18 protein-coding genes and 1 pseudogene are annotated in these 23,112 nt (G+C 49.9%); 2 read left to right on the top strand and 17 right to left on the bottom strand.

All coding sequences use genetic code 11. The annotated features are described in order from the left end of the window. Positions 1-587: 587 nt before the first annotated feature. The 16 genes and pseudogenes from FAY22_RS13330 to rfbB all read right to left on the bottom strand — a co-directional run bounded on the left by FAY22_RS13330 (position 588) and on the right by rfbB (position 19,113). Positions 588-1,169 carry an acyltransferase gene (locus FAY22_RS13330; protein WP_146330658.1) on the bottom strand — a complete coding sequence of 194 codons (582 nt, stop codon included), beginning with the start codon at positions 1,167-1,169 and terminating at the stop codon, positions 588-590. Beyond that, a complete protein-coding gene (locus FAY22_RS13335) occupies positions 1,166-2,242 on the bottom strand; it encodes a DegT/DnrJ/EryC1/StrS aminotransferase family protein (protein ID WP_305778386.1) in 1,077 nt (358 codons plus the stop codon). Before FAY22_RS13335 ends, FAY22_RS13330 begins: the two co-directional genes overlap by 4 nt. Before the next feature lie 94 nt (positions 2,243-2,336). Next, positions 2,337-3,932 carry an FAD-dependent oxidoreductase gene (locus tag FAY22_RS13340; protein WP_146330660.1) on the bottom strand — a complete coding sequence of 532 codons (1,596 nt, stop codon included), beginning with the start codon at positions 3,930-3,932 and terminating at the stop codon, positions 2,337-2,339. After that, positions 3,932-5,209, bottom strand: coding sequence for an NAD(P)-dependent oxidoreductase (locus FAY22_RS13345; RefSeq protein WP_146330661.1), 1,278 nt, complete (start codon positions 5,207-5,209; stop codon positions 3,932-3,934). Before FAY22_RS13345 ends, FAY22_RS13340 begins: the two co-directional genes overlap by 1 nt. A 55-nt stretch (positions 5,210-5,264) precedes the next feature. Further along, positions 5,265-5,675: a GtrA family protein gene (locus FAY22_RS13350; protein ID WP_146330662.1), complete on the bottom strand. Its 411-nt coding sequence runs from the start codon at positions 5,673-5,675 to the stop codon at positions 5,265-5,267. A 5-nt stretch (positions 5,676-5,680) separates the two neighbouring features. Next, positions 5,681-6,235 carry a DapH/DapD/GlmU-related protein gene (locus tag FAY22_RS13355; RefSeq protein WP_146330663.1) on the bottom strand — a complete coding sequence of 185 codons (555 nt, stop codon included), beginning with the start codon at positions 6,233-6,235 and terminating at the stop codon, positions 5,681-5,683. A gap of 20 nt (positions 6,236-6,255) precedes the next feature. Next, entirely contained in the window at positions 6,256-7,275 is a 1,020-nt protein-coding gene (locus FAY22_RS13360) for a glycosyltransferase family 2 protein (RefSeq protein WP_146330664.1), read from the bottom strand. A gap of 8 nt (positions 7,276-7,283) precedes the next feature. Further along, positions 7,284-9,332, bottom strand: coding sequence for a glycosyl transferase (locus tag FAY22_RS13365; protein WP_168204838.1), 2,049 nt, complete (start codon positions 9,330-9,332; stop codon positions 7,284-7,286). Then, positions 9,269-9,751: a hypothetical protein gene (locus FAY22_RS13370; protein WP_146330666.1), complete on the bottom strand. Its 483-nt coding sequence runs from the start codon at positions 9,749-9,751 to the stop codon at positions 9,269-9,271. The genes FAY22_RS13365 and FAY22_RS13370 overlap by 64 nt, the downstream gene beginning before the upstream one ends. Continuing rightward, on the bottom strand, positions 9,748-13,641 hold the full coding sequence (locus FAY22_RS13375; RefSeq protein ID WP_168204839.1) for a glycosyltransferase: 3,894 nt from the start codon (positions 13,639-13,641) through the stop codon (positions 9,748-9,750). The genes FAY22_RS13370 and FAY22_RS13375 overlap by 4 nt, the downstream gene beginning before the upstream one ends. Then, on the bottom strand, positions 13,631-14,908 hold the full coding sequence (locus tag FAY22_RS13380; RefSeq protein ID WP_146330668.1) for an ABC transporter ATP-binding protein: 1,278 nt from the start codon (positions 14,906-14,908) through the stop codon (positions 13,631-13,633). Before FAY22_RS13380 ends, FAY22_RS13375 begins: the two co-directional genes overlap by 11 nt. After that, entirely contained in the window at positions 14,898-15,689 is a 792-nt protein-coding gene (locus FAY22_RS13385; RefSeq protein ID WP_146333444.1) for an ABC transporter permease, read from the bottom strand. The genes FAY22_RS13380 and FAY22_RS13385 overlap by 11 nt, the downstream gene beginning before the upstream one ends. A gap of 35 nt (positions 15,690-15,724) precedes the next feature. Next, a complete protein-coding gene (gene rfbC, locus FAY22_RS13390; RefSeq protein ID WP_146330669.1) occupies positions 15,725-16,270 on the bottom strand; it encodes a dTDP-4-dehydrorhamnose 3,5-epimerase in 546 nt (181 codons plus the stop codon). After that, complete coding sequence (gene rfbA / locus FAY22_RS13395; protein WP_146330670.1) at positions 16,270-17,151, bottom strand: glucose-1-phosphate thymidylyltransferase RfbA; 882 nt, start codon at positions 17,149-17,151, stop codon at positions 16,270-16,272. The genes rfbC and rfbA overlap by 1 nt, the downstream gene beginning before the upstream one ends. Then, positions 17,148-18,052, bottom strand: a pseudogene (rfbD, locus tag FAY22_RS13400) (dTDP-4-dehydrorhamnose reductase). Before rfbD ends, rfbA begins: the two are co-directional and overlap by 4 nt. Further along, the gene (rfbB, locus tag FAY22_RS13405) at positions 18,052-19,113 is read right to left on the bottom strand and encodes a dTDP-glucose 4,6-dehydratase (protein WP_146330671.1); all 1,062 of its coding nucleotides are present in this window, start codon (positions 19,111-19,113) and stop codon (positions 18,052-18,054) included. The pseudogene rfbD and the gene rfbB overlap by 1 nt, the downstream one beginning before the upstream one ends. Before the next feature lie 323 nt (positions 19,114-19,436). Between rfbB and FAY22_RS13410 the strand changes: the two genes are divergently transcribed. Continuing rightward, on the top strand, positions 19,437-20,012 hold the full coding sequence (locus FAY22_RS13410) for a class I SAM-dependent methyltransferase (RefSeq protein ID WP_146330672.1): 576 nt from the start codon (positions 19,437-19,439) through the stop codon (positions 20,010-20,012). Between the two features lie 117 nt (positions 20,013-20,129). Beyond that, positions 20,130-21,217, top strand: a protein-coding gene (locus FAY22_RS13415; protein WP_146330673.1) for an IS3 family transposase whose coding sequence is annotated in 2 segments (ribosomal slippage) — positions 20,130-20,391 and positions 20,391-21,217 — 1,089 coding nt in all. Because the reading frame shifts where the segments join, the coding sequence is not laid out codon by codon here. Positions 21,218-21,974: 757 nt separating this feature from the next. Here FAY22_RS13415 and gmd read toward each other — a convergent pair. After that, positions 21,975-23,078, bottom strand: a complete 1,104-nt coding sequence (gene gmd, locus FAY22_RS13420) for a GDP-mannose 4,6-dehydratase (RefSeq protein WP_210411822.1) — start codon at positions 23,076-23,078, stop codon at positions 21,975-21,977. Positions 23,079-23,112: the final 34 nt, after the last annotated feature.

Here is a 23,112-nt window from a genome sequence, read left to right on the forward strand (position 1 = left end):
GCACTTGCTCAAAGCCTTGACGCTGGACCTGCAGGCAAGAGGCGAGATCAATCTGTCCGAATGTTTCATCGCTGACACCTTTGTGATAGTGAAAAAAAGGAGGGCGCAAGGTGGGAAAGACTGAGCGCGGTAAAAGAAAGAAGCTCGTGGCCATTGGGCACGCTGCAGGTCTTCGTCTCGCTGTGCGCACGATGGTTTTTGCTAGCAAGCATCAAGTTGCCCTTGTCGACGCTACCATCAATGCACCAGTTACAGTAGTACTGCCCGAGCGAGTTGTTGGGGAATTGTGCCCGCAACAAGGATCCACTCTATGAAAAGCTCGCTGCCGATGAGATTGAACTAATCGCGCCACACAGAAAAAAACGCGTCAAGCGGTCCACACAGGATGCGTTGTGTTCTGCGCTGATACAAGCGGCGATGGAAGATTGAACGCCTGTTTGCATGCATGAGCAAATTCCGACAGATACTGACCAACTAGGAGTACAAAGATCATCAGTTTACCGACTTCATTCATCTCGCTTGTTCTATGATCTTGCTTCGCAGGTATTTATGAAATGAGTTCTAGTAGACGGTGGAAATTTTTAATTTTACTTATCGAGCCGATTTAATTCTTGCCATAATTGTTTTTCCAATTCCAAAAAGTTTTTCAATCGTTCTTTTATTCGATGAGCCGGAGTTCCAGCATAAACACCAAAGGGACTGCAATCGCTATTCACCAGACTTAATGCGCCAACCGCCACTCCTTCTCCTATTGTCACGCCCGGGAGAATAACTGTGCCGCTACCAACAATGGAATGTTTGCATATTTTCACTTCAGCACTTCGCACCGCGGTAAAACGAGCGGGAACGGTTGGATTTGTCATTGCTCGTCCAGAATAATCATCATTACTCGAATAAATACTGACGCGAGACGAGATATTGGCGAAATCTTCCAAAATTACACGTCCTCGACCGATAATTGAACTGTATGCACCAATATGAATGTAGTCTCCTAAAACAATTCCACCGTCCCCAGCAGAGAGGATGCAAAAGTCATCAATTCGAACATGGCTGCCAAGTGATATCTGGGCAGCACCGTATATTGATGCTTTTCGCGAAAGACAAACATGCTCACCTAGTGCATGGAACCCCAACGATCGTAATTCTTCTTCAGAGTAGTATGAGTTCACTTCGCTTCCCGCACGATGTTGATGATTCTCTCCTGATCGGCTAGCGCAAGGTCAGGGTAGATTGGCAAGCAAAGAACCTCTTCCGCAATTCTTTTTGCTTTCGTTAATTTTCCCGGCATCGCTGAAGGCAGCCCACGATACATCGGCATCTCACTAATTAATGGATAAAAATAGCGCCGGGATAATATGCCTTCTTCCTTTAGCCGCAGGTAAAGTGTGTCTCGCGACAATGGATATGAATCATTCACCAGAATAGGGAAATACGAATAGTTCTGTGTGGCATTTGGGTTTGGCTGGAAAGCAGTTATCCCAGCAATGCCAGCAAGGTCCCTACGATATAGATCATCGATTTGACGCCGCGCATTAATAGCCCTATCAAGATAGCGTAATTGCAATACTCCAAATGCGGCTTGCACTTCGTTCATTTTCCCGTTAATACCCGGAGCAACAACCGTCACCTCGTCGGCAAAACCAAAATTTTTCAAGTAATCAATTCGTTGTTTTGTTTTTGCGTCCGGACAGATGATCGCCCCACCTTCAAAGGTATTGAAAACCTTTGTTGCATGGAAGCTCAGCACAGACAAATCTCCATGCTTGAGTAGTGATTCGCCTTTGTATCGAATGCCAAATGCGTGTGCTGCATCATAAATCACCCTTAATCCATAAGTATCCGCAATCTTTTGAATTCTCTCCACATCGCAGGGATTGCCATAGCAGTGGACCGGCATGATCGCGGTAGTTGCTGGCGTAATCGCGGCCTCGATTGCGCTCGCATCGAGGTTAAAAGAAGCTGGATCAATATCAACGAAAACTGGCTTAATGTTATTCCATAGCAATGAATGTGCTGTCGCAACAAATGAATAAGGTGTTGTAATGACCTCACCGGAGATTCGTAATGATTGCAGTGCAGTAACAAGAGCAATTGTTCCATTCGAAAACAATGACAAATATTCGACACCAAGATAATCTGCCAACTCTTGCTCGAGCCTCTGGTGAAATGCGCCTGCGTTCGTAAGCCATTTTGATTCCCAAATTTCAGAAAGATATGGAATAAATTCCTCCAATGGGGGCATAAAAGGCTGTGTCACTGGGATAGGACGACTCACATTAACTCCTTGCGCTCTTTTAATATCAGTTGTTTTGCACTGGACTCTATTTCGAGTCGCTCTATTTTTGAATACCATGCCACTGTAATGCTAATGCCCGCGCAATGCGGTCAGCATTTGCCATAACAGTCAACGTATGGGATTTCTCAGAAAGCGCTGGCAGACAAGCCCCGTCCACAATGTGCACACCAGAAAATCCGTACAATGCACCCATTAGATCTGTTTCCCCAGAGTCAGGCTTCTTTCGCATCGGCAATGTGCCGGCGTAATGAATATCTCCCCCAGGACGTCCAACCGTAAAGCTCATCGGTAACAAAAATGCACCAAGTTGCCAGTAGGCTTTGCGCAATCGAGCGGCCGCGTCGCCCAACAGACCCGATACGCTCTCCGAATAAGCTCCTTCGAGGTGAAGCGAACCATCTTCATTAAGTACTGCCTTGTTGTTAGAAAGATGGCCGGGCAAGAAGAGGTTACCTACAAGGCATGAGCTCAATAGATTCTTCAGCAGATCTACCCCGTATCGCCGCCTTAGAGGTAAATGACAAGCGAACTCGGCAACAGGGATACCGGTTGTTGCGAACGTTGATCCAAATCCTGAGATAGTGTCTTGAATCGCCAGAGAGAATGATAGCTGCCCCAAACCAAAACCACTCGTCCGCGCGGCACCGAACATCCGAGGCATCCACAGGAGAAATGCGGCGGTTGGACAAGAAAGCAAACGAACAGGATTAGAAGACTTAAGCAACCGAAGAGCAAGACGAGTTGTGGCTAAGGTTCCTGCCGCCAGCAATATTTTTCGGCCAGTAGCACTGCGACAAACATTGCCTTCTTTCTGGATTCCGCAAACGCTCCAGTGTTTACCGACTCTTTGGATATCTCCAACAACCAATCCGCTTTCATATTGAAAATTCTCAAATTGACGCAGCATCGCTATTTCATCTGCAGCGTTATACAAGGCACGCCGCGCACACCCCCACAAACAGTTCGAGGAATTATTGCAGGCTTTACGTCCCGCGTGCTCATCACTTAGCACCGCAACACGGGAGCGCCCCAAGCGAAAGCCTAAAGGCGCAAGCTTCTTCCTTTGCTTTGTATAGTTAGCGTAAAGACTTTGATGCGCAGCATCTAATGCTATCGGAGGCTGTGCCCAAGGGTCCAATCCAAAATACTCTGACAGATCATCATCGTTGGCGCCGCTAACTCCTATCCGCCTCGCGACTACCTTATAGGACTTGAATATGTCCGAAGATGGGAAAGGGAATTGCGCCAGTTCTGCGTCAGACAATCTTGCAACGCCGCAGCCCCACGCATTAGACAGGCCGCCGGGCGCAAGCGACCCTATTGCTGCAAAGTCTCGCCCCTCAACACGATTCAGCGTTGAAAAATTCCTAAACACGAATTCATGGGCCGGGGCGCGGAGCTTAGGAGACACCGCCTCCCGCATTTGCAACGCGTGAAAATCCTCCCCAATCATCCATTTCCACTGCTCCTTGTCCTGAATCCTCGCATCCAAGAACGATTGCATGGGCGGGGCAATATTCGTTTGCTCTCCGCCATCTACCATTAATACACGAAGTCCAGCTTCTACCAAAGGAAATGCAGCCGATACGCCAGCAGGACCGCTTCCAACAATAACAATATCGAAATCAGCGTCCATTAACGACTCTCGACACCGTTTTTATAACGCCTAAAGAATAGTAGACCGACAAGTCGCAAAGCTCGCCAGAACACTTCGGCAGCAATGGCTCTGCATATGCGTGCGACGCCAATCAACATACCGGCTCTTTGTCCAAGCCCAAGAAAGCGCAATGCTCCTCTCGGCGTTGCCTCCACCAAAAGTGTCGCTGCATCCAACCGCCAAGCCAGCTCAGCTCCCTCACTTGAAGATAGATAGCTAGTTTCATCAAACAACGCCACCAGGACTGGAAACTTCAAAAAACAATCGGGGAAAATCAACCCCTGATTTGTTCGAGTACGTTCCACTGCACGCATGTACCGGCGCAAGAGTCCGCCATCAGGACGCTCCTTCAACAGGTAATGCATAAGAATCCATCCTTCTTGTACCAATTGGCGACGTCTGATATCGCCGCTTGGATGCATTCCAGCGTCTAAAGATCTCATCGGAACTCCGAATCGCTTTAGATCATCGGCAGTATCCATTCTGGGCAGGTTAAAAAGCGACGTTAACCGATCAAAACCCAGCCGCTCGCTCAATCTCCTTCCACAAAGCATCCCAGCGAATTTAATTAAAGGAACAGGCACAGGAACGAACCATCGTCTGCGCCGTACTCGGTGTCGGGCTATAGCGGACAAGAAGTGGGTAAAGGGAATTGGCTCTGATGAGCCAAGGGAAACAATACCTCCGCCCCCCCCCTCTAATTGAGCAATGCGCAGTAAGGCTATTGCGAGATCGTCGACATGGATAGGCTGTACTGTTACGACCGGATAAAATGCAGGGAGAATTGGAATCCTGCGCACAACCCCAACCAAGGTGCCAAACAATCCTTGCGCCTCCCCACCGTAAACTTGGCCAGGCCTCACCACCGTTCCGCCAGCGGCCATCACCTCCTGCTCAATTCGCCATTTTGTCCTGCCATACGTTGTTGGTGCATTGGGATAGGCAGTCTGGCTCGATACAAACAGGAATTTTGCACCAATCTTATTGGCTGCTTGAATCAATAATTTTGCCGATCGCAATTCATTGAATTCTTCATGATGATGTGCGAATGTATTTGTCGCCAAATGTATTACTGCGACCGCATCAATCGGCAAATCTGCAATCTTGTTGTCCGTCAGATCGTATTTAATCCATGAAATACGTTCCCCACTAGGTGCATGCCGAGACATGGAGACCACGTCCATGCCAGCGTTCATTGCGAAATTCGTGAGACGTGATCCAATATAGCCAGTGGCCCCAGTAATTATTATCTTCATACCGTCTGATCACGCCGTAACATCACTGCACGGATGAGTCATTAATTATTTCCTGTTAAGGCACTACGTTTTTTTTTGCCAAGCCTTTTGAACCATTTCTGACGCTGAACGTGAAGCGTGTCGTTATCCAATATGTAACTAGGAACAGCAGAATGTCCGATAGCGCCTTTGCGTATATCGGATTGTGCACGGCGAACAAAATCAAAAAGAGGGTCAAAGAAGACGCCGGAGTGTAAGCAAGAGCCAGTCCAAAATACTTCTTCGCATGGGCCATGATTTCAGCAGAATCAGTAATTTGGTAAGTGAAGCGTCTGTGCAAATAGAAACCGCAGATTGCAGCAACAATTTTCACAACGATATTGGCCAAAATAGGGCTAAAACTGAGCCGGACAAGTAAATAGAAGCCCCCCATGTCAATCACATAGGCAAGGATGGCAATAATGATGTACCTGATGAATGTAGACATACGTCCTATCTAACTCGCAAAACTTTCGCAGGTGCTCCGACGACCACCGCGTATTCGGAAGTGTCCTTTGTAACAACCGAATTCGCACCCACGACGGTGCCTTTCGCGATGGTTACTCCCGGCATAATGACAGCGCCAGCTCCGATCCACACATCGTCGCCGATAGTAATTTTTTTGGGAATCGATTGCCTCGAAAATACCTCTGGATGGTGCCCCTCTATAGGGTGTTGTCCGGATGAGATAGTGACATTACTGCCGATAAGCACATGAGCGCCGATTTCAAGTCCACCTATCCCGTTAATATAAGTTCCCGAATTGACCCCAAAATGAGAGCCAACAGATATCCTGTCTGAATGCACGATAGTTACGCGTGGCTGTATCCATGAGAATCCGCGGCAAGAAGCAAAAAAGATCTTGCAGAAGGCGGCCCGAATAATCACTCCAAAAGTAGTCGGAATCAATGCGCCAAGTCCAAAGATGAGCGATTCGAGTTCTAGGCGAATCATTTCCCAGAGCGAATATCCTTTGGCTTTTTCCTTTAAGAAGGTCAAATAACTCATTTCTGCGGCAATCCGTGGCTTTAGCCGTGATTTCGGCGCAATAGTCTAACCGCAGCGCGCAGATGGCGAGGCCGGCGTGGTACGGAAAGAATGTCATGTCCCAAAAACGCGAGCATGAACTGGAGTCCCATCAGGATCGGCAATGCAGCGAGCATCACGGTCCCGGCAGGCGTAGCGACACCTGCTTGCGCCGACTTCAACCAGTGGAAGCCGCCGAAACTTACACCAAAAAAGAATAAAAGCAGGCCTAGTGGTAATTCGATCGAAGCGAGTGACATATCTCGCAAGTAATAGTTATAGAAAATCCGTTTAAAAAAATTCCGTGCATGCTTAGCAAGAAATTCTCCAATGATTTTGGAAATCTTCAAATTACTGACTTCGTCGCCATATTTCGCGTCCATTGGCACATCCACAGCAACAGCCCGTAATGTGTTAAGTCGGAATAAGAGGTCGGTCTCGAAAAAATAGCGCCGGCTGACCTTATCATAAGGGAGATGCCTGGCAACGTCCGCATGTATCGCGGTATAACCGTTGGTCGGGTCGAACAAGTCCCAATATCCTGTCGAGAGCTTGGCCATCAGCGACAGCACCGCATTCCCTAATAAACGTATGGGCGGCATCGCACGTATTTCCTCTAAATCGAAGAAACGATTTCCTTTGGTATAGTCCGCCTCGCCGGCAAGAATCGGTGCCACAAAGTGAGGAATTAGGGCTGGATCCATTTGTCCATCTCCATCAACCTTTACGATGATAGCCGCTCCATCTGCTATCGCAGCTCGGTAGCCCGTCATGACGGCTCCGCCAACTCCCTGATTTTGCGAGTGATATACGACACGAACCCGTCGGTCGTGCACCTGTTCTTCGACAAACTTACCCGACCCATCCGGGCATGCATCATCGATAACGTAGATACGCCACACTTCCGGCGGCATTTGCAAAATTACGTCGAGAATATGCCGCGTCACTTTATACGACGGAATAACGACGGCAATACGGTTCTCCGCAAGATCTGCTTCCAAATCTTGAAATTGCTGTTGCATGTCAGGGTTCATTGCCGGAATGAGACTCTTTCGAAGACCAAGGGAATTGAAGTATGACCAGATGCATATACGACAGCAAGTGTTGCTTTAGGAGGTGCGATAATTTCCATCTTGTATTCAGTTGGAGAATCCATACAATCGAATACTCGAATTTCGGTGCCGATAAACTGCGATTTGGCATCCGTCCAGTTAACTTGCATCCGTCCTTGCGTGGGCTGCCCGTTACAACGTGCCTTGACGCTATACAGATAGCGGCGTTTTTGCATGACCGGCACTGACTGGAACGCAGGAGAGACCACGCTCACCGCAATTCCATTGCCAGCTCGCGATATCCCTTCCGGCCCCGACGACCACCCCTCGGGGGATGTGAAATCCGGGTATTTCAGGAGCTCGCTCTGAAATCGATAGGCACTGGCAATGCGGCGAACTGTTACTGTTCCCAATTCGGCTATTTCTTCGGTCGAGGCCTCGATTAGCTTCCGCTTTTCCGCGTCCCCCCAACCTGAGTCGAAGATCACAAAATCCACACCATTGCTCGCTAGAGCATCAACAATCGCCTGTTCATTGCGAGCGGCATGAATGAGAGAGTAAAAACGAAGGTTATACCAGGTCGGGTACAGTGCGTCCGCTGCGAGGCCTGCAGTAAGGGGCTGTGCAAAAACGGCGACCGGGGCGCCCGCTGCATTCAACTGATTGACGAGTTCGACCGCATTACGAACGGGCAGACGTGTTTGCAAATAGCCACGCCGCATATCTTCGCTAATGAGAGGCGTGAGCTGAAAATCCGGATAAAAACCATATGCGTTGAGAAAAAGAAGATTAAGACCAACAACAGCACTTCCAGCGAGGCAAAGTGCAGGGTATACGAAAGACCGAATTCTGTTAGCAAAACCAAATGCGATACCAACGCATGCAGCCAGGATAGCGAACGAAGGAAATACATATCGAAGATAAGCGGTGGAGCTGAACGTGAAGGATACGCATAGCACCCCTACCAGCATTAGACCTCCCCCTCTCCATAGGCGAAACCCGATAAGTAGCACGGCGGATGGAATAAACAGTGGCAGCCATTGAAAACCTGCCGATCCGGTTCTACCCTCCAGATACCTCCCTGATTCAAAGGTCATGCGATACAGGAGATCCCATGTCATCCCTTTTCCGAATACAGCGGGAGCTTCAAAATTCTCCGGAGGATAAAATGGCGACTTGAAGACCTTGTTAAACAAGGGAAAAACCGGGTTCCCGGTCAATATCCACGCCGTCACATACGGAATTGCTCCGACCAGCAGAAAGGCGGCGATACCAAGCAAAGCCACCCGAAAAAATTCAGCTTTGGTCCAAATCTTGTACCTGCAAATGAGCACAATCAGAAGCGCAGGTATCACTGTAAATGTGACGGCCTTTGCTGCAGCGGCAAATCCCAGTAATGCTCCGCCGATGAGAAGATTGTGCTTCGTCTCCTCAACCGACGAGCATGCTTTCAATATGGCCAAGATACCGGCGACAACGAACGTGGTCCAGACAGATTCGATGAATAAGCTACTGCTTTCGGTGAAGGTGAGTGGTGTCGATAGAAAGATGAGGGCAGCCCATCTGGCTCCAATTGCCGTTCCACCTGCCCAGATGACAAGTTCACGGACATACCATGTGATTGTGAGTATGAAACCCACATTAATCAGTCTGGCCGCCGTTTCGCCTCCCAGCATGTACCCAATTGCAAAGACCCAGTCGCCAAGCATAGGCATTACTGCCCAGACATAACTGCTTGCGTCAAAGCCCCACTGATGTCGCAATGCAAGATGAGCTGGAATAAATAAATGCATTGCTAAAGCGTCATATGCAACCTCTGGCAAAAGAGCAATGACAATATGAACAAGCGCGACGGTGGCAACCATCACCTCAAGTGCACATTCCCCGAATGCCTTCGGCGTCCGCCGGGCAGCCAAAGCAAGCAGGTGCGAACACAACTCGACAAACGTACTCCGAAACAGAATCAAGGGTAGTGCAAGCGCACCGGCATAAAGGCCGGAGAAGTTAACAGGAAAGTGCGCCAGCAAACCGACTGCTGTTCCATAAGTACCGGAACCCAAAAGAAATGCCCCCCCCAAGCCGGAGCATTTTCGGCCGGAGATAGAATGCGCCCGATTTTCCGCCCCAGCACGGCGGATGCAGCTGCAAACCATGCTACGACAGCAAGAGGCCATATTGCTCCGCACAGCAGTGCCAATACGGATGCTGCAACTGATGCTATCAACAAGACGCTGCGCTTGGTCACCGCTACGCATATGGAAACGACCGCAAAAACACCTAGTACAAGAAGCAAGTACCGACGAAGGGCGCTATCGGATAGCAATGCGGCATCATCGAACGGAATGACTGTCGGCCACTCCATCTGACCGAGTCCCTTCAGCGTAAGAAACGCGCCGACAATAAGTGAAATAGCACCCAATGTCGTGGCAAGGCGATTGCCAGTCATTTGCTCTGCCTCTCCACTAACTTCAATTTTTCTTTAGATGCTTTATGCTCAGCAGGGCCGCCCTCTCCTCTATATGCGTGCGGCATCCATGCCCCCCATTTAGCCTCGTATACTTTCTTATTTTGCTCAAAGAGCGCCTGCCGCTCTTGATTTTTTAACTTATTAAACGACGCAGAAAGATTGTGATGGATAAACACATCTTCTGCACATACAACACGCCGTCCGATTTGCTCAACGCGTCTGCAGTAATCGTCATCCTCAAAAAAGCCGCGCCCAAAAACCTCGTCCAAAGGACCAACACGTTCATACACTTCGCGCGGCATCATCACGCAGAAGAACGCGGCTGTTCGCATATCAAATATATGACCGATATGGCGCCGGGTATAGCTTGCCGCGTTGCGCGCCATTTCGTCCATATTGTCATATGCGATTTCGATCTTCGCTTCGTTACCGATATTGTTGGTAACCGGGCCGAGAATACCTACCGACTTATCTCCTTCCAGATGCTGCACCATCGTGCGGACCCAGCCCGAAGTCACATACGTATCATTGTTGAGGAGGACCAGATAATCGCCGCCGGCTATCGTCAAACCTTGGTTATTGGCCGCAGCAAAGCCGCGATTATCCTCATTCAGGATAAGCTTGCGATTTTTCCCGGTCGAGGCCCACTCGGCCAGAAACTCCTTGGATCCATCAGATGACGCGTTATCGACTACGATGATCTCCATTCTGTCGTAATCACTGCGCTCATCCAGACTTTGCAAACAAGCGCGCGTCAGATTGAGATTATTGTACGTAACCACAATGACACTCACACTTGGATCCTGAACAGTCGATTCCGCATGTTGTATCAGCGAATCCACCCGGTGCGACCAAGTCTGCTCTTTGGCAAATGTCTGTCTGTCGCTGATTTGCTCAAGTGTCGCCGGATTTTCCAGGGTATGAGCAATTGCCGCCACAAAATCTTCTGCAGTTTTCGTGACCATGACGAGCTCATGGAACTGCTTCATTTCTGGCAAATCAACCGATACAACCGGTTTCCCCGCACTCAGATATTCGTAAACCTTAACCGGATTAGTAGCCAATGTGAGCGGAATAATCTTAAAAGGAAGCAGGCACACGTCAAAGCCGTGCAGAAAGTAAGGAAGCTCGGCATATGGAACTTCACCGATAAACCTGACATTATCCAAATGCCTCAACGATGCTTTTGCCCCTACTGTGTCGGCCCCAACTAACAGGATGCAGCAGTCCTGGAAATGTTTTGCAACAGCTTCTACCAAGTGCAAATCGAACCATTCCGCAATTGCCCCGTAATAGCCAATGACACGTCGGCCCTTCGAATCGCGATAGACGCTTGCAGGCTTGCGTGAGAAATGCTGGAAATCTCCACCATTCCGTATCAGAGCCCGCCGTTTCGCCTGTTCAGCCGCAATCGTCCGATCCAACCAGTCAGACGTCGTCACAACAAGATCTGCCCGGCGAAGCAGTGCCTGCTCCAATGCCGAGATTTCGGGTGCGGTATTGCCGAATCCTTCGTGATGGTCCATGCAATCATAGACAGTTCGACTATTAGGCATCTTCGTGGCGATATCGAACCAGAACGGATGCTGGACAAGCGAAATAATCTGCCTTGAGTTTGTCCACTCCAGCACCTCGCCGACACTATGACGTAGTTGAGCGACAATCGCAGTATTAGGAGCGCCTGAATAGATCACCGGCGCATTTTTTGCGTATAGCTTGAGCTGAAAAATCCTTCCCGAGTTGTCCAGTGCTTCGACCTCAAACCCAGCTCCATCACCATCCACCAGACAAGTCGAAATGTAAAACACACGTCGGCCAGATGCAGCGAGCGCTGATGCCAGTTGCTGTGGCCGCTGATATCGGAAATGCCAATCGATAACGCCCCAGACAAAGTAATCGGTCTTTGCCATCTCTTGTACAGACGGCGTTATAGATGGTGGCAGGAATAGTTTTGGAGCCGTAATCTGCTTTTGCGCCTTTTGAATACCATTACGGTACACCCATCGGAGGGCATTCTTCATCGGCATAGGAAGAGGAAGCCGATGATAAATCCTGCGCAGTTCCTGAATCATCCGTTGACGATCGTCCATTACCAATCCATGCCTCATAACTCTTACAGCGAGGCGCAACGGGCGAGTAACGCGCCATGACTTGGTGTTCCAGAGTCTTTCAATTTCCAACACTGCTGTGTCTCGCGCAACCAATGCAGCATCACGCTCCAAAATGGCAGCGTTGTATGCCTCGCGTGCGACGTCACGCTCTTCAATCGCCGCGTCGAGTATTCGATACTCCATTTTTACCGGCGCCAGCACTGGCTTGACATCTTCCGCCCCAGCTTCGTCGAGAGCCGCGCCTGCCACATCAGGCTGGACCTTAAGAATATATTGGTAAACGTTACCCTCTGGACGCGTGCTAAGTATCTCAGCGAGCCAATGGGGTAAATTTTCCCAAGCGTGCTTAAACTCCGTATTCTGAGCGGGTATTTCGGTTTTCGAGAGGTCGACAATTTTCAAATTTGTCTTTAACAAGGCTTTCTTCAGGCTCTTCCACGCAAAAAATCTAATATGCGTTTCGTCAAGCAAGCCAACTCTCCGATAAGCGAAATCCTCATTCAATAGCTCAGAAATGATTCCATTGTGTGCCACGTTGGGAATCGAAATAACGATATAACCATCGGGTGTCAGAAATCTCTGCATTTCTGCCAGACACTTCAATGGGTCGCGCAAATGCTCAATAACGTCTGCAGCAACAATGACTTCGAATTGGTTCTGCCCTAGAGCAGCATCCCAATCCAAGGTATCAAGGTCTGCAATAAGAAGTTTTTCGCAATATGGCTCGGCCATTGACGCGCTTGCCGCATCAATTTCAATTCCAAAAACATGGCAGCCATTGTGCTCGGCAAAAACTTTTGTCATTACGCCATACCCGCAACCTAACTCGAGTACTCTCTTGTTCTTTCCAACCATGCGCGTAACGCGTGCGGCGGTGGAGTCGCCGTTTGGATCGAAGTCGTATTTATAGGGACTAACTGGTGTTCGATTCTTTAGCTCAGATTCAGGGAGAAAGAAATTTGAATAGGCGTCCCGATTGTTTCGAACAATGCTAGGTAATGCTTGATCGCCGCTTTCATCCAGCAATTGATATTCGATTGGTCTTCCGTACAAGTCGCTTCCACTCAACATGCGTTGAAGAATCGTTTCGCGATCCTTGAATTCATCCCGATTGAATTCGCTGTCGGCGAAGCTCTCAATTTTTGTGATTACTCGCTCCACTCCACCGAAGTAACTAAAGTGCCAGCCACCGCCCTCAACAAATTTGACTTCAGGGCTATCAGGATATTTTCCCGTACCTAAGACATTGCCTTGTACTGATACGACTAAATCTCGCAGCGCCTGAGGTGACGTGAATCTCGAAAACGGAACGAGGCAACTCCATGGAAGGTCTGGAATTCCAGCGCAATAGCAATTAAAAAAGTAGTAGTACAGCCGCTGCTTAAATAAGACGATTTCGTTTGTAGCGCTATATTCTCGAACTTTCGCTGGCGACGGAATTTCGTCGAGGTCAGATATCAAAATAAGATCGCCATGTTTGCAATCCTGAAGGCCTCTGGAAATCGCATCGCGCTGATACCGATAGACGGGAACCTCTCCATACCGTTCGATCGGGTCATCGACGATGACATGAATTATCTTGTCCGCGTACTGCACAAAATCTTTTTTGTTTTGGTCAAAGTACAGCGGCTTTTCTTTTCCTTGATGAGTCAGCGTCGACTCGACAAGAACAAATTTATCGACTACGCCGTCAAGCAGTTGCAAGCGTAATCGGAGCAATTCCAGTTCATTAAAGAACAAGAAGGCGTCATAAATCATATACAACCTCATAATCAGACGGCATAGCCAAAAGTACGTGGCAATTTTCTTTGCCCATGACGTCAAACACCAAACCGTTTTCCAAATAGTCCAAGGCTTTCATCTGTCCGTCTTCAAGACGACAACCGATCGATATTGAAAGTGCATATGAACCAGGATGAACAAATGGCAATGTTGTGGAAATATTGATCTTGAATCTCCCACCTTGTGCGCAAGGGTATACAGCAGTTTCAGCGTCTTCGCTATTATTGCTGGCGATGTCCAGACCTTTCTGATTTCTTAATACATAGCCAACCACTAGGGAAGAGTCACTCTCGAACGCATTGTTCACTAACGTCAACTCAATTCGTATTTTGCAGCCATGGACTAACGCCCGATTCCCGTCCGCGTTTTCGCAATTAATAATTTTGGCTGCCATTACCGAAATGGATTGATCACCATATCTCGCACTAGGGGTCAATTTTCCAGTTGTCACGACCTGCTTCTGACTACCCCCAGAATGTGAAGCGACTTGCGCAACCGGCATGCGCCCTCCCTCGATGCTGACAAGATACTTGTCTGCTATCTCTCCTGGAGAACCAATCGCCATTAATCGGGATCTGTCGATCCAAAATGCACGTTTACACAACGAGCGCACGGCGGTCATATCATGGGTAACAAATATTAGAGTCACGCCATTCGCGACGAGCCTGTTAATCGTAGCGAAGCATTTGTGGACGAAGGCCGAATCACCGACCGCCAGCGCCTCATCGATAACCAAGATATCGGGGTCAACATGCACCACGACCGCAAATGCAAGCCGCACAAACATCCCGCTCGAATATGTCTTTACTGGCTGGTCAATAAACTCACCGATGTCCGCGAATTCTGAGATCTTCTCAAAGCGCTCCGAAATCTGATCCCGGCTTAATCCGTAAAGAGATGCGCTAAGAAAAACATTTTCACGCCCGGTAAACTCGGGATTGAATCCGGCTCCCAGCTCAAGGAGGGCAGCAATCCTGCCATTAACCTGAACACTCCCATTGGTGGGAGCGAGAGTTCCGCATAGTAGTTGTAACAACGTTGATTTGCCGGAGCCATTGCGCCCGATGATTCCTACTGTCTCACCACGCTTAATTTCAAAAGAAACATCATGTAGTGCCCAGAATTCGCGGAAAAATTGCTTTCTTCCACGGAATAGCAACTGCAGCAATCGATGACGCGGCTGCTCATATATTTCGTAGCACTTGCTGAGGCCATGCACGCGAATCGCAACTTCAGAGGACATCTGCAAATCCTCTACGCGTTTTTTGAAACCACCAGAATCCAAGCCACGCCATCATAACGCTTGCCAAGGTGGTCAACGACCAGTTGATCCAATCCGGAGGCAACCCAAAGACGAGACTTTTTCTTCCTTCTTCGATTATGCTGGAAAGCGGATTTAGCCTGAGCCAGATATGGTACTTTTCCGGCAATGCAGAAATTGGGTAAAACACTGGAGAGAGAAACATCAATACTGTGGTGAAAATACTGACTGTTTGCGCCACATCACGCAAATAAACACCCACGGACGCAAGAAACCACGCGACTCCCATACCCGCGAGCACAAGCGGCATAGCGATAATCGGAAAAAAAATCACGGTCCATGGAAGTACATGATTCAGGAACAATTGCACTAAAAGTAATACGACAAGACTAACGAACGTGTGAAATAGTGCAGACCCCATTGCTATCCACGGCAAAATCTCCAGCGGGAAAACCACCTTTTTTACGAAGCTGACATTGCTCACCACTAATCCAGGTGCACGGTTCGCGCATTCGGCAAACAGGCCATGCACGATCATGCCAACGAACAACAATATGGCAAAACTCCCTTTATCCACACTCTCATTTCCTCCCCACCGCGCCTTAAAGACAACCGAGAAAACAAACGTATAAATTACAAGCATTAGCAAGGGATTAAAGAACGACCAAGCCAATCCCATAACGGAACCGCGATAACGCCCGACCACTTCACGCTTGGTCATTTGCAGAATCAATTGACGATTTCGCCAAACGCTACTGAGCATTTCCGCAATCGTTGCCTTGTGGGCGAGGTGTGGATTCACGCAAACACCCCGGCATTGGCAAATGAATTTCCTGCCTGGTCTTTACCGGACATTACCGGTTGTCCATGTAGCGGCCACTCGATTGCGACCTCGGCATCGCTCCACAAGATGCAGCGCTCATATTCCGGCGCCCAATAATCCGTCGTCTTGTAGAGGAAATCCGCACGCTCCGACAGCACCAGAAAGCCGTGTGCGAAACCTTCTGGGATCCAAAGCTGTTTCTTATTTTCAGCGCTTAGTATTTCGCCGACCCATTGGCCGAACGTGGGCGACGACTTGCGCAGATCCACTGCGACGTCAAACACCTCTCCCTCCACTACCCGCACCAGCTTTCCCTGCGGTTGTTGAATCTGGTAATGGAGACCACGCAGAACATTCTTTGAAGAGCGCGAATGGTTGTCCTGCACAAAGGCTACAGCCCGGCCAACGGCATCATTGAATTGACGCTGGTTAAAACTTTCAAAAAAGAAACCACGATCGTCGCTGAAGACGCGAGGTTCAAGCACGAGGACATCGGGAATTGCGAGAGAAGTAACTTTCATCAGAATACGATTTCCTTGAGAATTCGCTGCAGGTAAAGCCCGTAGCCGTTCTTGCCCAGCGGCTGTGCTAGTTTTTCCAATTGCACAGCGTCGATCCATTGTTTCCGGAATGCGATTTCCTCGGGACAAGCCACTTTCAGCCCCTGTCTTGCCTCAAGCGTTGCAATGAAATGGCTAGCGTCCAGCAGGGATTCGTGCGTACCGGTATCAAGCCAAGCGTAGCCGCGCCCCATGATTTCTACGGAGAGCGTTTGCTGATTCAAATAGAGCCGATTAAGGTCGGTAATTTCAAGCTCGCCTCTCGCCGAAGGTTTGAGACTTTTCGCGAACTCGACGACCTGAGTATCGTAGAAATAAAGGCCGGTGACAGCATAGTTCGACTTGGGCGTGACCGGCTTTTCCTCGATGCTAATCGCTTTTCCTTTTGCATCGAACTCGACTACCCCATAACGTTCAGGGTCGAGCACATGATAGGCGAACACACTCGCCCCTTCGCGCCGCTCGGCCGCACTGGCAAGGAGGCGTTCAAAATCATGACCATAAAAAATATTGTCGCCTAACACAAGCGCAGACAAATCATTGCCGAGAAACGATTCGCCGATGAGGAAAGCTTGCGCCAGACCGTCTGGCGAGTGTTGCACTGCGTACGTGAAATTCATGCCCCATTGGGCACCACTTCCCAGCAACTGCTCGAAGCGCGGAGTGTCCTGCGGAGTAGAAATGATAAGAACGTCGCGAATCCCCGCAAGCATCAACGTGCTGAGTGGATAATAAATCATCGGCTTATCAAACACCGGCAGTAGCTGCTTCGAAACCGCCAGCGTCGCCGGATATAACCGGGTTCCCGAGCCGCCGGCAAGAATAATTCCCTTACGTTTCATAGGGCTCCCTGTATCACGAGTTCATCGATGAGACGCTGGACATGGTAGCGCCAGTCCGGCAGGTGCAAACCAAAGGTGTGGACAAGCCTGGATGTAGACAACTGCGAGTTTTTCGGCCTCACCGCCGGCAGAGGGTACTTCTCCGTCGGAATGGGGCGCACCGTTTCGGCAGAGGCCATGAGGGATACTCCTCTGGCTTGCGCCAACTGCAGTACATATTGCGCATAGGCATGCCATGTGGTGTAACCGGCTGCTGTAAGGTGGTAAATTCCCGCCAATGCCGGAGAATCATCCGCGCTACGGCAAAGGCGATATAAGACAAGCCCGGTGACATCCGCGATCAGTTCCGCGCTGGTCGGCGATCCATATTGATCGGCGATGACATTCAGTTGTTCTTTCTCTTTGGCTAGCCGCAACATGGTTTTGGCGAAGTTGCCGCCACGAGCCGCATAAACCCAGCTGGTGCGAAAGATAATATGCTTCGCATGGCATTTCTGGATCAGGCGCTCCCCTCCAATTTGGTCTTTCCATATACAGAAAGAGGATTGGGCGCGTCATCTTCGTGGTAAGGAGCAGACTTCTCTCCATCAAACACATAATCGGTCGAATAATGAATCAGCCAGGCATTCAGACGAGAGGCCTCTTCTGCCATGATGCCGACGGCTTGCGCGTTGACCAACTGAGCCCTGTCCGCATCGGACTCTGCCTTGTCCACTGCCGTATACGCAGCTGCATTCAATATGACTTCAGGCTGAGCTTCGCGTATCAGCTTTCGCAGTCCTTCACCGCCTTCAAGGTCGGCCTCATCCCGTCCATACGCAAGCAACTCGCCCAGCGGAGCGAGCGAACGCTGCAACTCCCAGCCGACTTGCCCATTTTTTCCTAACAGGAGAATTTTCATCAACTGCGTCCGCCGTAATTCTTTTCCATCCATTCACGGTATGCCCCGGACTGTACATCACGCACCCAATCCTGATTATCGAGATACCAGCGGACCGTTTTTTTAATCCCCGATTCAAATGTTTCCGCAGGTTTCCAACCCAACTCGGACTCGATCTTGGTCGCATCGATGGCGTAACGCCGATCATGACCAGGGCGATCCTTGACGAACTTTATTTGCATCGAATAGCTCGCGCCATCTTTGCGCGGGCACAGCTCGTCCAGAATATTGCAGAGCGTTTTCACAACATCAAGATTGGTTTTTTCATTCCACCCACCGATGTTATATGTCTCCCCCACTACACCAGCCTCCAAAACCCTTCGGATCCCGCTACAGTGATCTTTTACATACAACCAGTCTCGAACTTGCTGACCGTCCCCGTATACCGGCAATTCTTTTCCAGCCAATGCGTTGACTATCATCAGCGGAATTAGCTTCTCAGGAAAATGATATGGCCCGTAGTTGTTTGAGCAGTTGGTGGTCAGGACGGGCAGTCCGTAAGTATGGTGGTAGGCTCGCACCAGATGATCGCTGCTTGCTTTGCTCGCCGAGTAAGGACTATTCGGCTCATAGCGATTGGTTTCTCTAAATGCCGGATCGGTGACATTCAGAGAACCATAAACCTCATCTGTCGAGACATGCAGGAAGCGGAAATTCGCCTTATCACTCGCCTCAAGGGCTGCCCAGTAGATGCGCGCAGCCTCGAGCAATCGAAAAGTGCCGACAATGTTCGTCTCAATGAAAGCTGCTGGCCCGTCAATGGAACGATCCACATGCGACTCCGCGGCAAAATGAACAATTGCTCTGGGCTTGTACACCTCTAACAGATCGCTTACATGGGCAAAATTACAAATATCTCCACGGACGAAAATGTGGCGAGAATCGCCCTTCAAGGATGCCAGATTAGCAAGATTACCGGCATAAGTAAGCTTGTCAAAATTGACGACCTCCTCCTGCCCCATTAACCAATCCAGCACGAAATTTGAGCCGATAAAGCCCGCCCCACCCGTTACGAAAATCATCTTGTCATCCCGTATGACCACAAATTTGGCAACCTTTTATTCTACAACAGTCGTCAAGCCAAAATCGTATTGATGAAAGCAACGGTGGAAAGCTACTAGAAGAGCAGGTCGCGCGGATGAGCGGTTACTTGCCTTATTACAAAGCCACTACGGCGATCATTGGCGCTCCGTCGGCATGGTCATCATGCTTACAATTGATAACAATGTATACGCCACATATGGCAACAGTTTAACCATGGGATGCTCTGCTAAAATCATACGTTGCGATGGTAGAAATCAGGCGTCATTAAGAAAAGAAAGAATTCTTTAGATCTAAGGCATACATGCACAGACCAATATTTTCCGCAGACTGGTTTTCTCATAATATTCCCATATGGGAACGCATAGTTTCTCCACACCTTCTCGCTACCGCAACGCCGAACGTTCTTGAAATCGGAGCATTTGAAGGCAGGTCAAGTCTATGGTTCTTAGAGAACTTTCCGCAGTTAACATTAACGGTAATAGATCCTTGGAACTTCACGGCTAGCGCCACCGATGAGACGTATGATCGGTTTAAGTCGAATATTGAGCCATACACTGCACGTGTCACGATCCATCGAGACAAGTCAGAATTTGCGAGGTCTCTCAAGTCCAATCAATTTGATGCCATTTATATAGATGGAGAACACACGTCGGCTGCAGTGTTGCATGACGCAATAATTTGCTTCGAGCTTCTTAAGGCGGGTGGATTATTAATATTTGACGATTATCTAGGCGGCGATAGATCAATTATGTATCCCAAACCCGCCATTGATTTCTTCGGCGAAGCATATGGGGCATTAAAGAAGGTTGAGCTTGTAAGCGACAATTACCAACGAATCTACAGAAAGCTGGAGGGAATTACCCCTCCCAACTTTTAGCACTCACATTTTTTCCAATCTTTACCCCTCATTCCTCAAATTCACTCGGTATTCCCCCGGGAAATTAAGCGGCTTTGAAAGCAGAATTTTCTCAATATTGAATCGAGGAAGTTTTACATGAAGAAGTCACGCTTTTCAGAAAGCAAAATCATCGCCATCCTCAAGCAGGCCGACGGTAGCACGCCGGTTCTGGAACTGTGCCGAGAACACGGCATGAGCTCGGCGCTGTTTTACCGCTGGCGTAGCAAGTTCGGCGGCATGGACGCATCCATGATGGCACGGCTCAAGGAACTCGAAGAAGAGAACCGCCACCTGAAGAAGATGTATGCTGAAGAGCGCTTGAAGGCCGAGATCGTCGCTGAGGCGCTCCCCAAAAAGAGGTAGCGCCATCTCGACGGCGCGAGATGGCGCAATGGGCAGTGCAAGATCGGATGGCCAGCATTCGAGTGGCGTGCCAGGCGTTTGGTATCAGCCAGACCTGCTATCGGTATCAAGCAAAGCTGTCTTCAGAGAACAGTGAGATTGCAGACTGGTTGATTCGTCTGACGGCGAACCAGCGCAACTGGGGCTTCGGCCTGTGGTTCCTGTACCTGCGCAACGTCAAGGGCTACGGCTGGAACCACAAGCGCGTGTACCGGATTTACCGGCAGCTTGAACTGAACCTGCGCATTAAGCCGAAGAAACGGCTGGTACGCGAGAAACCAGAGCCGCTGTCCGAACCAACGGCACTTAACCAGGTATGGTCGATGGACTTCATGCACGACCAGTTATCCGATGGCCGCAGCATCCGGCTGCTCAACGTGATCGACGACTTCAACCGGGAGGGCTTGGACATTGAAGTGGATTTCTCCCTTCCGTCCGAGCGCGTGATCCGTTCGCTGGAACGCATCATCGAATGGCGCGGCAGGCCGGATCGGATGCGTTGTGACAATGGCCCGGAATACGTCAGCGCCGCACTGATGGTGTGGGCAAATCGGCGTGGCATTCATGTCGAGTTTATTCAACCCGGCAAGCCGCAGCAGAATGCCTACATCGAGCGCTACAACCGGACAGTGCGTTACGACTGGCTGGCGCACTACCTGTTCGACAGCATTGAGGACGTGCAGGAATTCGCAACCCGTTGGCTATGGACCTATAATCACGAACGCCCCAACATGACCATCGGCGACATCAAGCCGAAACAGAAACCGGCCTTGGCCGCATAGGCTCTACTCTCAGGTCGCTTCAAAAATGGGGGGATTACCGTAGTACGTCGCATTGCTGATGCCCTACTTACGGCACAGGCCGGCCAACTTCATTCCCGCTTCAGCTTATTTCAGGATGCCGATCATTTGTTCATCAGTGAACCGCGTCTTTATGCCTACGCCCCCTGGGCAGGCTCTACATTATTGCCGCACTATTCTTGGCTCGCACATCATCAATCACTGGCTCCCGATCCTACTCATTGATTGGCGTCACATGCAATGCCAGCAGATGGCCCAGCGTATCGACGTCCAAATTGACTTTCGATTCCTTGATCCGCTAGGTGCCACCTTACCCAATGCGAATGATATTTTCCGGCGTCGAATGCGGCATCCGACTGCCCGTCACTACCGTATAGGGCATCGGTTCCCGGTCAGTAGCCATGCGCAACACTACCCGCAGATTATTCGCAATCGAGTTGAAGTATCCTGCCTTACCTGCGCTGCGTCTGCTAATAGGGCGTGTGCCACGACGCCAAATCGTGTGACATCGTGCGCCGGCTAATGGGACTACAGACCGCTCAGCGCAAAACATTGAAAACGTTGCGCAAATCATGGCTCGTTGTATGGCATTGAGTGGCAACGAGGAAAGATTTGAGGTGACAAAATCCAATTCCGCATTGCTGACGCCGTTGGGATATGATTTACGAGATTTCGTGCTCGCAGAACTTCTCCCGTGCTTATTAGTTCATAATACTCTCTAGAGCGGCCTCATCTTGACCTACTCATGATAATTAAAGGTATGAAATCCATGCCGCTTCACCAGTTCATCCTTCTCCGCCGACTTCAAATCCTCCCGCACCATTTCCGCCACAAGGTCCTCGAAGCGGGTCTTCGGCGTCCAGCCGAGCTTGGATTTCGCCTTGCTCGCATCGCCTAGCAGTGTTTCCACTTCCGCCGGCCGAAAATATTTCGGGTCCACTGCGACCACGCATTTTCCGCTCGAGTCGTATCCCTTCTCTTCGACGCCTTCACCCTCCCATCGAATCCCCATTCCCAGCTCTTTTGCAGCTGCATTGATAAAATCCCGCACGCTGTACTGCACCCCGGTCGCGATCACGAAATCCTCCGGTTCTTCCTGTTGCAGCATCAGCCATTGCATTTCCACATAGTCGCGCGCATGCCCCCAGTCGCGTTTGGCATTCAGATTGCCGAGGTACAGGCATTCTTGTAGGCCGAGCTTGATACGGGCCAGGGCACGCGTGATCTTGCGCGTGACGAAAGTCTCGCCGCGGTTCGGGCTTTCGTGATTGAACAGGATGCCATTGCAGGCATACATTCCATAGGCCTCGCGATAATTCACCGTGATCCAATAGGCATATAGCTTGGCCACGGCATAAGGGCTGCGCGGATAGAACGGGGTTGTTTCCTTTTGCGGTACTTCCTGCACAAGGCCATACAGCTCGGAAGTCGACGCCTGATAAAAACGGGTTTTCTTCTCTAGGCCAAGGATGCGAATCGCTTCGAGTATCCGGAGCGCGCCCAGCGCGTCCGAATTAGCGGTGTATTCCGGCTCCTCAAACGAAACGGCGACATGGCTTTGTGCGGCAAGGTTGTAAATCTCGTCCGGCTGCACTGCCTGGATGATGCGAATCAGGCTGGTAGCGTCCGTCAGGTCGCCGTGATGCAGCTTGAAGCGTATATCCGGCTCATGCGGATCCTGGTAGAGATGGTCGATGCGATCGGTGTTGAACAGCGACGTGCGGCGCTTGATTCCATGTACCTCGTAGCCTTTGGAGAGCAGCAATTCGGCGAGATAGGCGCCGTCCTGACCGGTGACGCCAGTGATGAGTGCGACCTTGCTTGAGCTTGCCTTCATTAGCATTGTTGGCTTCCTTGATTATCGCGGTTTCAATGGG

It is taken from the genome of Noviherbaspirillum sp. UKPF54, assembly GCF_007874125.1.
Taxonomy (GTDB): Bacteria; Pseudomonadota; Gammaproteobacteria; order Burkholderiales; family Burkholderiaceae_D; genus Noviherbaspirillum.

Excerpts from the sequence above, each read along its gene's own strand:
- FAY22_RS13335 (WP_305778386.1), bottom strand. The coding sequence starts at position 2,242 with ATGCCCCCATTGGAGGAATTTATTCCATATCTTTCTGAAATTTGGGAA.
- FAY22_RS13340 (WP_146330660.1), bottom strand. The coding sequence starts at position 3,932 with ATGGACGCTGATTTCGATATTGTTATTGTTGGAAGCGGTCCTGCTGGC.
- FAY22_RS13345 (WP_146330661.1), bottom strand. The coding sequence starts at position 5,209 with ATGAAGATAATAATTACTGGGGCCACTGGCTATATTGGATCACGTCTC.
- FAY22_RS13350 (WP_146330662.1), bottom strand. The coding sequence starts at position 5,675 with ATGTCTACATTCATCAGGTACATCATTATTGCCATCCTTGCCTATGTG.
- FAY22_RS13355 (WP_146330663.1), bottom strand. The coding sequence starts at position 6,235 with ATGAGTTATTTGACCTTCTTAAAGGAAAAAGCCAAAGGATATTCGCTC.
- FAY22_RS13360 (WP_146330664.1), bottom strand. The coding sequence starts at position 7,275 with ATGCAACAGCAATTTCAAGATTTGGAAGCAGATCTTGCGGAGAACCGT.
- FAY22_RS13370 (WP_146330666.1), bottom strand. The coding sequence starts at position 9,751 with ATGACTGGCAATCGCCTTGCCACGACATTGGGTGCTATTTCACTTATT.
- FAY22_RS13375 (WP_168204839.1), bottom strand. The coding sequence starts at position 13,641 with ATGATTTATGACGCCTTCTTGTTCTTTAATGAACTGGAATTGCTCCGA.
- FAY22_RS13380 (WP_146330668.1), bottom strand. The coding sequence starts at position 14,908 with ATGTCCTCTGAAGTTGCGATTCGCGTGCATGGCCTCAGCAAGTGCTAC.
- FAY22_RS13385 (WP_146333444.1), bottom strand. The coding sequence starts at position 15,689 with ATGCTCAGTAGCGTTTGGCGAAATCGTCAATTGATTCTGCAAATGACC.
- rfbC (WP_146330669.1), bottom strand. The coding sequence starts at position 16,270 with ATGAAAGTTACTTCTCTCGCAATTCCCGATGTCCTCGTGCTTGAACCT.
- rfbA (WP_146330670.1), bottom strand. The coding sequence starts at position 17,151 with ATGAAACGTAAGGGAATTATTCTTGCCGGCGGCTCGGGAACCCGGTTA.
- rfbB (WP_146330671.1), bottom strand. The coding sequence starts at position 19,113 with ATGATTTTCGTAACGGGTGGGGCGGGCTTTATCGGCTCAAATTTCGTG.
- FAY22_RS13410 (WP_146330672.1), top strand. The coding sequence starts at position 19,437 with ATGCACAGACCAATATTTTCCGCAGACTGGTTTTCTCATAATATTCCC.
- gmd (WP_210411822.1), bottom strand. The coding sequence starts at position 23,078 with ATGCTAATGAAGGCAAGCTCAAGCAAGGTCGCACTCATCACTGGCGTC.